Origin of the sequence: Streptomyces olivaceoviridis (assembly GCF_014650115.1) — a bacterium.
In the GTDB taxonomy this organism is placed as follows: Bacteria; Actinomycetota; Actinomycetes; order Streptomycetales; family Streptomycetaceae; genus Streptomyces; species Streptomyces olivaceoviridis.
On sequence record NZ_BMUI01000033.1, the window covers coordinates 14,147 to 26,366 of the forward strand.

General features: G+C 72.1%; 10 protein-coding genes. 1 reads left to right on the top strand and 9 read right to left on the bottom strand.

Features of this window, described 5'->3' with window-relative positions; genetic code table 11:
• Positions 1-108 precede the first annotated feature (108 nt).
• The 7 genes from IE273_RS37110 to IE273_RS37140 form a co-directional block, all read right to left on the bottom strand.
• Entirely contained in the window at positions 109-1,398 is a 1,290-nt protein-coding gene (locus tag IE273_RS37110; protein WP_229887916.1) for an acetyl-CoA hydrolase/transferase family protein, read from the bottom strand.
• Positions 1,395-1,622, bottom strand: a complete 228-nt coding sequence (locus IE273_RS37115; protein ID WP_189819528.1) for a hypothetical protein — start codon at positions 1,620-1,622, stop codon at positions 1,395-1,397. The genes IE273_RS37110 and IE273_RS37115 overlap by 4 nt, the downstream gene beginning before the upstream one ends.
• Before the next feature lie 80 nt (positions 1,623-1,702).
• Positions 1,703-3,259, bottom strand: coding sequence for a long-chain-fatty-acid--CoA ligase (locus IE273_RS37120; protein WP_189819529.1), 1,557 nt, complete (start codon positions 3,257-3,259; stop codon positions 1,703-1,705).
• Positions 3,256-4,497 (bottom strand): 5-aminolevulinate synthase, encoded by a 1,242-nt coding sequence (hemA, locus tag IE273_RS37125; RefSeq protein WP_189819530.1) that lies wholly within the window; start codon positions 4,495-4,497, stop codon positions 3,256-3,258. The genes IE273_RS37120 and hemA overlap by 4 nt, the downstream gene beginning before the upstream one ends.
• Before the next feature lie 419 nt (positions 4,498-4,916).
• Positions 4,917-5,885 (bottom strand): zinc-binding dehydrogenase, encoded by a 969-nt coding sequence (locus tag IE273_RS37130; RefSeq protein WP_189819531.1) that lies wholly within the window; start codon positions 5,883-5,885, stop codon positions 4,917-4,919.
• Between the two features lie 153 nt (positions 5,886-6,038).
• Complete coding sequence (locus tag IE273_RS37135; RefSeq protein WP_229887918.1) at positions 6,039-7,211, bottom strand: acyl-CoA dehydrogenase family protein; 1,173 nt, start codon at positions 7,209-7,211, stop codon at positions 6,039-6,041.
• Between the two features lie 115 nt (positions 7,212-7,326).
• Positions 7,327-8,961 (bottom strand): acyl-CoA carboxylase subunit beta, encoded by a 1,635-nt coding sequence (locus tag IE273_RS37140; RefSeq protein WP_189819532.1) that lies wholly within the window; start codon positions 8,959-8,961, stop codon positions 7,327-7,329.
• Positions 8,962-9,193: 232 nt separating this feature from the next.
• On the opposite strand from IE273_RS37140, the gene IE273_RS37145 reads away from it, so the two are divergent.
• A complete protein-coding gene (locus tag IE273_RS37145) occupies positions 9,194-9,985 on the top strand; it encodes a putative protein N(5)-glutamine methyltransferase (RefSeq protein WP_189819533.1) in 792 nt (263 codons plus the stop codon).
• Between the two features lie 28 nt (positions 9,986-10,013).
• Here the strand turns inward: IE273_RS37145 and IE273_RS37150 are convergent, their stop codons facing one another.
• Both IE273_RS37150 and IE273_RS37155 read right to left on the bottom strand, forming a co-directional pair.
• Positions 10,014-11,300: a phthiocerol/phthiodiolone dimycocerosyl transferase family protein gene (locus tag IE273_RS37150; protein WP_189819534.1), complete on the bottom strand. Its 1,287-nt coding sequence runs from the start codon at positions 11,298-11,300 to the stop codon at positions 10,014-10,016.
• Between the two features lie 84 nt (positions 11,301-11,384).
• The gene (locus IE273_RS37155; RefSeq protein ID WP_189819535.1) at positions 11,385-12,203 is read right to left on the bottom strand and encodes an arylamine N-acetyltransferase family protein; all 819 of its coding nucleotides are present in this window, start codon (positions 12,201-12,203) and stop codon (positions 11,385-11,387) included.
• Positions 12,204-12,220 lie beyond the last annotated feature (17 nt).

Consider the following 12,220-nt stretch of genomic DNA (forward strand, 5'->3'; position numbering starts at 1 on the left):
CGGGTCGACTCGCCGGTGAACGGATGACGGTCGGAGCAGCGGGCGTGCTGACCGATGAGGCGTCAGTCCCCGCGGTCAGGCGGCAAGCCGGAGCCGGTCGCGCTCCTCTCACGCGTGACGCGTTGCCCTCGCGGTCGCGAGGACCGCGTCCGCCGAGCGGTCGAGGCGTACCCGGTGCTCAGGGGCGGCGAGCGCGATCATGCGCTCGACACGTTGGCTCAACGACAGCCCCCGCAGATCGGCGGAGCCGTACTCGGTGACCACTACGCCCGCGTCGCTGCGCGGTGTGCTCACCGGGCCGCTCAGCGCGGCCACGATCCGGCCGGCCGATCCGGCGCGCGACGGCAGCATGACCACCGGCACCCCTCCTGGGGAGCGCGACGCGCCCCGCAGGAAGTCGACCGCGCCGCCCACCGCCCCCACATAGCGGCCCTTGGCCACTTCGGCGTTGACCTGGCCGGTGAGGTCCACCTCGACGGCGGAGTTCAGGGCCACGAACCGGTGCTGGGCGGCCAGCACCGCCGGATGATGGGTGTAGCTGGTGGCGCGCAGTTCCACCCGGGGGTTGCGGTCGACGTGCTCGAACAGTCGGCGGGTACCGAGGAGCATGCCGCCCACCGTCTTGCCGCGGTCCACCGACTTGCGTTCACCGGTGACGACGCCACGCTCGATCAGCGGTACGAGTCCGTCCGGCAGGAGGCCGGAGTGGACGCCGAGATGGCGGCGGTCGTGCAGTTCGTCCAGCACGGCCTCGGTGAGGGACCCGACGCCGAACTGCAGGGTCGCCCCGTCCTCGATCAGTGCGGCGACGTTCGCCGCGATCGCCCGGTGCACGGGCTTCGGGCCGGTTCGCGGGCTTTCCACCGGAGGGTGGCGGGCGGGGACCACGGCCGCCAGGTCGTCGGCGGTCAGCGTGGGACCGCCGTGGGTCCAGGGGACGTCCGGGTGGACCTCACCGATCACGGTGCGGGCCGTGGCGAGCGCGTCCGCGAGATATTCGCGCGCGAGGCCCAGGCTGTAGTGCCCCCTGCTGTCGCGGGGCGAGAGCTGCACCAGTACCACGTCAGCCTTGATGACGCCGTTCCGGATCAGGTCGGGAAAGGAGGAGTAGTGCGCGGGCACGATGTCCAGGGCGCCGGCGGAGTACAGGTCGGCGTTTCCGCCCGCACCGGTGTACGAGTGGAGAGTCATCCACCGGGCGTTCTCCCGGGAGAGCGTCCGGGCCACCGGGATGCCCACGAACGCCTTGAGGCCCGCCGCCGGCCGTTGCCGCATCAGGTGTTCGACGAGGGTGCGGGGCTCGGCGCATGCCTGGGCCCACAGCACGCCGTCGCCGTCGCGCACGTACCGCGTGAGATCCAGGTCCTCCACCGATGCGAGCATGGGCGCCCCGGTCATCGCCGGGCTTCCGGGCAGAGCCACTCGCGCGCGTCGGCGGGCTTCGGGATCTCGCCGCGGCACAGCTGCTCGGCGGCCCAGGGGCGAGCGGTCGCGGGCTCGCCGACGCACGGCTTCGTCGGCCGCTCGGCGCTCCGCCTCCGGCTGCCGCGGGAGGCGGTCACCGACGTCGGCGCCGACCGGTTCTCCCACGTCCTGCCCAGCCCGGCCCGGACGGCGTTCATACCAGGCGACTCCGGCCGGGGCGTGGTCCTGCCCTCCCGGTTCACGCTCGCCGTGGTCAGGGCGCCTGATACCGACCTGCTCAAGAAGTGACCCGCTCAGTCTTCGACGTGGCGAGTCGCGCGGCGAGTTCCCGCTTGAGCACCTTGCCGCTCGGGCCCAGCGGCAGTTCCCTAGCGAACTCGACCCGGCGCGGGCACTTGTAGCCCGCCAGACGCTCGCGGCACCACGCCACCAGGTCGGCCGCCGACACGTCATCGAGCGCGAACCCGTCCCGGACCACGACGACCGCGCACACCTCCTCGCCCTGCCGGACGTCGGGTACGCCGACGACGGCGGTCTGCTCGACCGCCGGATGCCGCAGCAGGACCTCCTCGACCTCCCTCGGGTAGACGTTGTATCCGCCGCGCAGGATGACGTCCTTCTTGCGGTCCACGACGGACAGGTAGCCGTCCTCGCCGAGCACGCCCAGGTCACCGGAGCGGAACCAGCCGTCCACCAGGACCGCCGCGGTCGCCGCGGGCAGCCCGAGATAGCCGGCCATCACGTTGTGGCCGCGGATCACGATCTCCCCGATCTCGCCCGCCGGCAACAGCTCGACGGCTGCCTCGACGTCGGCACGGGCGACCGCCACCTCCACGCCGGTGACCGGCAGGCCCACGGTGCCGGGGCGGCAGGGGATGCCGGGCTGGTTGTAGGCGACGACCGGTGAGGTCTCGGTCAGCCCGTACCCCTCGTACACCTCGCATCCGAGAGTCTGCCGCACCTGTTCCAGGACCGGCACGGGCAGGGCCGAACCACCGCTGTAGGCGCGCTCCAGCGCGGGTGGAGCGGGGGCGCCGGCCGCCACGGCCTCCAGCAGTGCGTGGTACATCGTCGGCACGCCCATGAAGACGGTGCAGCCGTACCGGGCCATCAGCTCCAACGCGGGCACCGCGTGGAACCTGCGCATCAGCACCAGCGTCGCGCCGGCCGAGAAGCAGGTGCCCATGACACAGGTCTGGCCGAAGGTGTGGGACAGCGGCAGACACCCGAGCAGCACGTCGTCCGGCCGGACGGCGAACGGGGATACGGCGCTCACCTCGATGTTCATGACGATGTTACGGTGCGTGAGCATGGCCCCCTTGGGGCGGCCGGTCGTGCCGGAGGTGTAGAGGATCGCGGCGATGTCCTCGGGGCCCACGGGGACGAGATCCGCGAGCGCGGGTTCGGGGTCCGGGACGTCGAGCCGTACGGCCGCGGGGTGTTCACCCGCGACGGTGAAGAGCGCGACCCCGGTGGCGGTGGCCGCCGGGGCGCCCTGCTCCAGTGCGGACGCGTCGCATACGAGGGCCCGCGCACCGCTGTCCCGCAGCACGAACTCGATCTCCGCGGCACGCAGTTGGGTGTTCAGCGGGACCACGGTCGCGCCCAGCGCGAGTACTCCGTAGTAAACGGCGGGGAATTCCAGCGTGTTGGGTACCAGCACGGCGATTCGGTCGCCCGGCCCGGCGCCGAGCCGCCGCAGGATGCCGGCCACACCGCGTACCCGCTGCCACAGTTGACGGTAGGTCACCACGACGGAGTCCCAGATCAGGGCCGGATGGTCCGGTCGTCGTGCAGCCGTGTCGGCGAGCACGGCGGCGAGGGAACGGGTCACGCCGCCCCCTTCGCAGCCGCGTCCCGCCGGTCCGAGGCCGTCCGGATCTCCAGGTCCCGCCAGATCCCGGCCAGGGCCTCGGCGAACTTCTGCACGTCCGCCGGGGTGTGCGTGGCCGAGGGCGCGATCCTCAGCAGTTCCTCCCCGAGGCGCACACTGGGCGCGTTGATGGCCTGGACATAGATCCCGTGCCGGTCGAGCAGCAGGTTCGAGGCCTGCTTGCACAGGGCGTCGTCACCGACCAGCGCCGAGACGATGTGCGAGTCCGCGGACAGGTACGGGACATCGGCCTCGTCCAGCAGCCGCTGCAACAGCCCCGCGTTCTCCGCCAGGCGGCCCCGCTCGGTGTCGGACGACCGCAGATGACGTACGGCGGCCAGGGCGCCGGCGGCGATGGCGGGCGGCAGGGACGTGGTGAAGACGAACGCGCGGGAGAAGGTGCGGACGGTGTCGATCAGATCGGCGGGCCCGGCGATGTAGCCGCCGACCGTGCCCAGCGCCTTGGCGAGGGTGCCCATGACGACGTCGAAGCGGTCGGCGATGCCCTCGCGTGCCGCGATGCCCGCGCCCTGGGGGCCGTACATGCCGATCGCATGCACCTCGTCGAGGAAGGTGGTGGCGCCGTACTGGTCGGCGAGGTCGGCGATGTCGGCGAGGGGGGCCACGTCCCCGGACATCGAGTAGACCGACTCCAGCACGATCAGCTTGGGCGCGTCGGGGTCGGTGTCCGCGAGGAGTTCGGCCAGGTGGGAGACGTCGTTGTGGCGGAAGATGCGCTTGCGGGCACCGCTGCGCCGCAGCCCGTCGATGATCGATGCGTGGTTCCGCTCGTCCGAGAAGACCACGGTGCCCTCGGGCCGGCCGGCGATCACCGACAGCGCCCCGTCGTTCGCGGTGTAGCCGGAGGTGAACAGCAGCGCCGCGTCCTTGCCGTGCCAGTCGGCCAGTTCGCGCTCCAGCTCCACGTGGCGGTGGTTGGTGCCGCCGATGTTGCGCGAGCCGCCGGAGCCGGCCCCGAAGCGGGCGACGGTGTCGCGTACGGCCTCCACGACCACCGGGTGCTGGCCCATGCTGAGGTAGTCGTTGCTGCACCAGACGCTCACTTCGCTTTCCGACCCGTCGGTCCGGGCGACGGCACGGGGGAAGTGCCCCGCGCGCCGGCCGATCTCCAGGAAGGTGCGGGTGCGGCGCTCCTCCTCGGAGATGCCGTGGGTGAAGTACTCAAGATGCGTGGGCATGCTGCTTCCTTTGCGGGTGAAGAAGTGCGGGACGAAAGGGAGTTGTCGAAGTCGGGCAGGTGCGGCACTGCGGAGTCGCGGTCGCGCCTTGTCGCGTCTGTCGCGCGGCGTGCGGCGTGCGGATGTCGGTGCCGTTCCCGTCGCGAGGCCGCCCGGCGCCGCTGTGGCGTGTCCGCGCCGCGGTGGTCGCGGAGCCGGTGCGGCAGGGGTGTGCGGCGCCGCGTGGTCGCCCACCGCCCTCCTTCCTGCCGCGCAACGGTGGCGATGGTCAACGGGCCGCACCGCGGCGTGCGTTGACCTCTTCGCCGCTGACGGCAGCGGCCGAGCCGCTCCGGCCCGCATACGGCCCGGCATCGTGACGATCACGGTCGGGTTCCCGTCGCACCAGGCGGTACCAGCCTGGTCAGGAAGCCCGCGCCCTACGGCCAGCTCAGTACGAGGTTGCCCCGGACGTCGCCGTCCAGCAGGCGTTTGAACGCCGCTCGCGCGTCCTGGGGTGGCATCACGTCGTCCACGAGGGGCCGGATGCCCGTGGTGCGCATGAGCGCCAGCATCCGCGCGTATTCGTCCCGGGTGCCGCTGAACGACCCGACGATGTTGATCTGGTGGAAGTAGACCCGGTGCAGCCGGGCCGGTGAGACGTCGCCGGAGGTGGCGCCGGCCACGACGACCGTGCCCCCGGTGCGCACGCTGTGCAGGGAGTGCGTCCACGTCGCCCGGCCGACGCTGTCGATGACGGCGTCCACCTGTTCGGGCAGTTGTGCCTTGGGCTCCAGTACCTCGTGCGCGCCCAGGCGCCTGGCCAGCTCTCGCTTGTCGGCGGTACGGCTGGTGGCGTACACCCGGAGTCCGCTGGCCGCGCCCAGCGTGATCAGCGCGGTGGACAGTCCGCCGGCCGCGCCCTGCACGAGAACCGAGTCGCCGGGTTGCAGCCTGGCCTTGGTGAACAGCATGCGGTACGCCGGCAGCCACGAGCAGATCAGGCAGGCCGCCTCTTCCCAGGTCAGCTGGTCCGGGACCGGCAGCAGGCTGGTCGCAGGCACGGCGATGTACTCGGCCATCGTGCCGGGCCGGGCGCCCACGAGCTGCGCGGCCGGCAGGATCAGGGTCTCGTCCGCGGTGCCCGGCGGGGACTCCAGTACGGGATAGAGCACCACGCGCCGGCCCTCAGGGTCCTCCCCCGCCGCCTCGCAGCCGAGGATCCGCGGATACTTGTCGTGGTTCAGGCCGACACCCCGCAGGGTCCACAGATCCTTGTGGTTGAGGGACACGGACCTGACCCGGACCCGCAGCCACCCCTCGGGCACCTCCGGATCGGGGCGCTCGCCGACGGCCAGGGCGGCCAGCGGTTCCTCGGCGTCGGGACGTGCCGCGTAGACAGCCCTCACCGTCCCGCCCTCCCGCCCCGGCTGGTGCCCCACGGCCGATGCCCCGTGGCTCGCAGGTGTGGTGAAATGTCGTGACGCCGCATGGCAGCTCCTCGTCGTACGGGAGTTTCGGGTGTCGCGCGCCGCCGGGTGGCAGCGTCACGCTCGGGACCGTCAGCGGAATGCCTGGACACCGGTGACCGCCCGGCCGATGCTGAGGGTGTGGACCTCCTCGGTCCCCTCGACGGTGAGCACCGCCTCCAGGTTGGACATGTGCCGCATCACCGGGTAGTCGAGGGTGATGCCGTTGGCGCCGAGGATGCTGCGCGCCGTGCGGGCGACCTCGGTCGCGGCGCGCACGTTGGCGAGCTTGCCGAGGCTGAGCTGCGTGGGCTCCAGCAGGCCGGCCTCCTTCAGCCGGGCCAGCCGCAGCGCGGTCATCCCGGCGTGCGTGAGGTCCACCACCATGTCCGCGAGCTTGCGCTGGGAGAGCTGGAAGGAGGCGAGCGACCGGCCGAACTGCTCACGGCCGACGGCGTACTCGAGCGCGCTGGCGTAGCAGGTGCGGGCGGCGCCGACCACGCCCCAGATGATGCCGAAGCGGGCCTCGTTCAGGCACGAGAGCGCCGTCTTCAGACCGCGCGCCCCGGGCAGGGCCGCCGACGCGGGGACCCGCACCTCGTCCAGGGTGAGGCCGGCGGTGTTGGACGCCCGCAGGGCCAGTTTGCGGGTGATCTCCTGGGCGGCGAAGCCGGGCGTGCCGGTGGGCACGAGGAAGGCGCGCACCCCGTCCTCCGTGTGTGCCCAGATCACCGCGACGTCCGCGAGCGCGCCGTTGTTGATCCACGCCTTGGCGCCGTTGAGCACCCAGTCGCCGCCGTCGCGGCGGGCGAACGTACGCATCGAACCCGGGTCGGAGCCCGACTCCGGTTCGGTCAGGCCGAAGCAGCCGAGCACCTCGCCCGCGGCCATCCGGGGCAACCATTCCTGCCGCTGTTCCGCACTGCCCCAGCGGTGGATGGCGCACATGGCGAGGCAGCCCTGCACGGACACGAAACTGCGCAGTCCGGAGTCGACCGCTTCCAGTTCGCGGCAGGCGACGCCGTAGGCGGTGGCCGACAGACCGGCGCAGCCGTAGCCGTCCAGCTGCATGCCCAGCAGGCCGAGCGCGCCGAGTTCCTTGGCGATCGAGCGGGGCAGCTCCGCGCGCTCGTACCAGTCGGCGACATGGGGCAGCAGTTCGGTCGTCGCGTAGGCCCGCACGGTGTCGCGCATGGCCCGCTCGGTGGCGTTCAGCTCATCGTCCAGGGCCAGGAAGTCATGGGGGTCGGGTGTCCGTGCCTTCACCGGCTCGGAGTGCTCAACGCTTTCGGGGAGAGTCAAGTGTTTCCGCCCTCTTCGGTCCGTCAACTGTCTGGTCTCGGTCCCGCTGTGCTTCGGGTCGTGCCGTCGCGTCCCCCGCTCAGAGCGGGATGTTGCCGTGCCTGCGGGGTGGCCCCTCCGCGCGCTTGGTCGCCAGCAGCCGCAGCGCCCACCCGATCTGTGCGCGGGTGTGCGACGGCTGGATGACCGCGTCGACGTAACCGCGGTCGGCCGCGGCGTAGGGAGTGGCCTGGTCCTCGTACTCGCTCACCAACTGGGCGCGGCGCTGGGCCAGTTCGTCGCCCTCCAGCCGCGCCAGTTCCCTGCGGTGGAGGATGCCGACGGCTCCCGCGGCGCCCGTCACGGCGATCTGCGCGGTCGGCCAGGACAGGTTGACGTCGGCGCCGAGGTGCTTGGAGCCCATGGCGCCGTAGGCACCGCCGTACGCCTTGCGCGTGATCACCGTGATCTTGGGGACGACCGCCTCGGCGTAGGCGTAGATCAGCTTGGCGCCCCGCCGGATGATCCCGTCCCACTCCTGGTCGACGCCGGGCAGGAAACCCGGCACGTCCACGAACGTCAGCACGGGCACGTTGAACGCGTCGCAGGTGCGCACGAAACGTGCCGCCTTCTCCGAGGCGTTGATGTCCAGGCAACCCGCCACCTGGGTGGGCTGGTTGGCGACGACCCCGACGCTGCGCCCGGCCACCCGGCCGAAGCCGACGACGATGTTCGGTGCGAACATCCTCTGCACCTCAAGGAACTCGCCGTCGTCGAGCACCCGGGTGATGACCTCGTACATGTCGTAGGCCTGGTGCGGCGAGTCCGGGACGATCGTGTCCAGTTCGAGATCGGTGGCGGTGAGCCCGTCGGCGCTCGAACGTGCCTGCTCCGGTGGGGAGAAGACCGGCGGCACGGAGAGGTTGTTGCTCGGCAGGTAGCTGAGCAGGTCCTTGGCGTAGGCCAGCGCGTCGTCCTCGTCGGAGGCGAGGTAGTGCGCCACCCCCGACCGGGTGTTGTGCGGGCGGCCACCGCCGAGCGTCTCGAAGTCCACCTCCTCCCCGGTGACGGCCCTGATGACCTCGGGCCCGGTGATGAACATGTGGCTGGTCCGGTCGACCATGACGGTGAAGTCGGTGAGCGCCGGGGAGTACACCGCTCCCCCGGCGCACGCGCCCATGATCAGGGAGATCTGCGGGACGACGCCGGAACAGCGCACGTTGCGGAAGAAGATCTCGCCGTAGCGGCCGAGCGTGCCGACGCCTTCCTGGATGCGGGCACCGCCGCCGTCGTTGATCCCCACCAGCGGGCAGCCGACCCTGGCGGCCAGGTCCATCAGCTTGACGATCTTGTCGCCGTGCACCTCACCGAGTGTTCCGCCGAAAACGGTGGCGTCCTGGCTGTAGACGGCCACCGGACGGCCGTCGATCGTGCCGGTGCCGGTGACGACGCCGTCCCCCATGGCGTGCCGCTCCGGTGAGCCGGCGGTCGGCGCGTGCCGGGCCAGCGCATCGAGTTCGACGAAGGAGCCGGGGTCGAGCAGGGCGTCGATGCGCTCGCGCGCCGTGCGGCGTCCCTTCGCGTGCTGGCGTTCCACGCCGGCGGCGCCGCCGGCGCACATCGCGGCGTCGATCCGCTGCTGGAGGTCGGCCAACTTGCCCGCTGTCGTGCGCGGGTCGGGGGTGTCGGGGGTGGTGACGGCGGAGACCCGCGCGGGACCGGTGGCGATGCTCATGATCGCCCGGCCGACCGCCACCGTGCGGTCCGCGGGGCCGTGGCCCCACGGTCGGCACCGACTTCCCTGGTCACAAACTCCATCGGCCTCTCCTGCTAAGCTGGCTGAACTGTCCGCTGGTCACCGTAAGTTGGATATCCCGCACGCCACATCCCCCGGTCTGACGGCAGGTGACGCATTCACGGCCGGCGGATCGGCCCGGCCGGCCGGGGTTCTTCCTCGAAAGGCTTCGATGTCGATCACTCCCGCCGATGAGGTGCTGTCGCGCACGGTGGCCACCCTGCGAGGTGCCGGATGCGTGTTCGCGGAGGAGGAGGCGGCGCTGCTCCTCGATGCCGCCGAGACACCCGCCGAACTGGACGTGCTGGTGCACCGCCGTGTGGTCGGCGAGCCGCTGGAGGTCATCCTCGGCTGGGCCGAGTTCTGCGGCCTGCGGATCCGGGTGAACGCCGGGGTGTTCGTCCCACGTCAGCGCACCCGGTTCCTGGTCGACCTGGCGGCGGAGTCGGCCCGGCCGGGCTCGGTCGTCGTCGATCTGTGCTGCGGAACCGGAGCGATCGGTGCCGCCGTCGCCGCGCGGGTGCCCGGGATCGAGCTGTCGTGCGCCGACATCGACCCGAACGCGGTCGCCTGCGCCCGGCTGAACGTCGGCGCAGACGCCCACGTGTACGAGGGCGACCTGTACGACGCGCTGCCCGGCTCGCTGCGCGGTCGCGTGGACGTCCTGGTCGTCAACGCTCCGTACGTGCCGACGGACGAGATCGCGATGATGCCGCCCGAGGCACGTGACCACGAGCCGAAGTACACGCTCGACGGGGGCGCCGACGGTGTCGAGGTGCACCGCCGGGTCGCCGCCGGGGCACCGGCGTGGCTGGCGCCGGGCGGCAGACTGCTGATCGAGACCAGCGAGGAGCAGGCCCCACTCACCGCGCGGGCGATGGCCGACCACGGCCTCGTCCCCCACGTGTCCACGAACGACGAGATGTACTGCACGGTCGTGGTCGGCACCCGCGCCGCCGGTTAGGCCCTGTCGTTGTCCGGCCGGTGGATCCTCATCCGGCCGGGACCGGTACCCGGTCGGCGAACTCCCGCAGAGTCGCCCGGACATGGTCGTGGACCGCGTCCATCTGTGCTTCCGTGAAGCACTCGGTGCTGTAGGGCATTTCGATGCGGAAGCGGTCGCGGACCGTCATCAGCACGGCGAGCACCGGGCCGTGCTGCAGGAACGACGGCGCCTTGCTGGACACCGCGAACCCCCGCATGTCCGTGATCTCCAGGCCGGGCGGAGACGGCGGCAGGATGACGCGTCCGATGTTGGTCATCACCACGCTCGCCGCCAGCAGGTGCGGGGTGGCCAGCAGCCGGTCCAGCGACTGCAGTTCCAGGGCGGGGTCGCCGCGGCCGACCGCGGCTTTGAGGCCGGTGGCGAGCCGACGGCCCAGCGCGACGAGGTCGGCCCCCGCCGGTACGTCGACCAGATCCTGGTACCACGAGGCCGCGGGGACCATCACCTCACGGCTCAGCCGGGGCTCCACCCGCTCGCGCAGGTCCACCGTGGAGACGCAGCCCAGCCGGTGGTCGGCGTACTCCGCCGGCAGGCCGGAACGGACGGCCGCGAGGATCGCCGCGCCCACCAGCCCGTGCACCGACACACCCGCGCTCCGGGCGAACGCCAGGAGACTCGCGGTCTCGGAGACGTCCAGCTGGAGCCGGCGTGACTGGGTCCGGCCCTGCTGGGGCGCCACCTCGCCGGACCGGGCCGCGAGGTACGGGAGGGCGCCGACCGGGGCGCCTTCGGCCCGGTCGAGCCGCCCCTGGACGTAGGCGGCCACGTCGGTCTCGGTGACGGGTGCGAGGCGGTCGTCGATCGCCGCCGGCCAGTCCTCCCGGACGGGCCGGACGGGCGGGTGTGTGCCTGCCTTGATGTCGGCGTAGTACTGCCACAAGCGGACGCACAGCGCGGTCGCGCTGCGGCCGTCGCAGATCGCATGGTCGGTCCCGAGGACCAGCGTGTCCTCGTCCGCGCCGGTCAGCAGCACCGCGCGGACCAGCGGGCCGCCCAGCGGCAGCGGCGTGTTCCACTCCTGCACCAGCCCGTCCGGGCTGCCGGCGCGCACCACCAGGCGCGGCAGTTCGTCGGGCTTCAGCGGGCTGAGGAAACTGCCCTCGGCGTCCTGCTCCAGGCGGCTGCGCAGCGACGGGTGGTCGGCCAGCACCGCGGCGAACGCCGCGCCGAGCGCGTCGGGGTCGACACCGCCGCGCACCGTGATCGTGCGCACGGCCTGGGTTCTCATCTCCCCGGCGTACAGGTTCTCCGAGCGGGATAGGTTGCGACGCATGTCCATCCTGTTCTGTCGACGGTGACGAGGGCGATGAGCCGAGCGGCGTGGGCCGCGTCGAGCGGGGGAACGGGGTACCGGGCTTCAGTCGAGCGTGCCGCCGAGGATGCCGTCGCGGACCGCGCGGAGTTCCTCGTCATCGGTGATGGTCCGGGACTTCTCGATGCCGGCCCGCACCGTCAGCAGGCGCCGGCCCTTGAGCACCACCTGTCCGTCGGCGACGGCCCGGCTGTGGAGCTGGGGTGCGCTCTCCTGGGTCACGGCCGCCAGCTTCACGTTCGCCAGGTCCTGGAAGGCGTACCACTCGGCAGGCTCGCGGACCTTCGGAGTGAAACGGAAGACCACACTCCAGCGCCCCAGCCGCGGTCTGCGCTCCAGGAGCACGCCGTCGCCGTCCTCGACGAGGCGGTACCGGCAGCCGTACTGCACCTGCTCGCGCCCGTCGGTGGCACCGTCGAGCCGCAGGGGTTCGAGGAACGACGGTCCGGCGTAGCCCACGTCGACGAGCCAGCGCGCTCCGTCGACGCGGGCCACCATCAGCATGTGCTCGACATCGACGCCGTACTCCGCCTCCCCCTCGGCCGTGGTCCCGGCGATCAGGTCGACGTCGTAGCGGAGGTCGCGCAGCAGGCGCAGGAACAGCCGGGTCATCTGGACGCAGCCGCCGCCGTGGCCCGCCGCGACGACGGCGTCGAAGGTGGCGTCCTGGTCGAAGTCGACCAGATCGACCACCTCGCCGCTCGCGGTCGGCACGGCCAGGGAGCCGGTGCTGCTGAACGGCACGGTCTCCATGTGCCGCTTGTGCAGCCGGACAAGGGTGGTCAGGTCGGGCGCGGGACGCCCGGCCCGCTCGCTGTCGTGGCCCAGCCGCCGTAGGTAGGTGTCGGTGTCGAACACGGTCACTGCCTCTCTGTTCCGGG

Excerpts from the sequence above, each read along its gene's own strand:
- IE273_RS37110 (WP_229887916.1), bottom strand. The coding sequence starts at position 1,398 with ATGACCGGGGCGCCCATGCTCGCATCGGTGGAGGACCTGGATCTCACG.
- IE273_RS37115 (WP_189819528.1), bottom strand. The coding sequence starts at position 1,622 with ATGAACGCCGTCCGGGCCGGGCTGGGCAGGACGTGGGAGAACCGGTCG.
- hemA (WP_189819530.1), bottom strand. The coding sequence starts at position 4,497 with ATGCCCACGCATCTTGAGTACTTCACCCACGGCATCTCCGAGGAGGAG.
- IE273_RS37140 (WP_189819532.1), bottom strand. The coding sequence starts at position 8,961 with ATGAGCATCGCCACCGGTCCCGCGCGGGTCTCCGCCGTCACCACCCCC.
- IE273_RS37145 (WP_189819533.1), top strand. The coding sequence starts at position 9,194 with ATGTCGATCACTCCCGCCGATGAGGTGCTGTCGCGCACGGTGGCCACC.
- IE273_RS37150 (WP_189819534.1), bottom strand. The coding sequence starts at position 11,300 with ATGCGTCGCAACCTATCCCGCTCGGAGAACCTGTACGCCGGGGAGATG.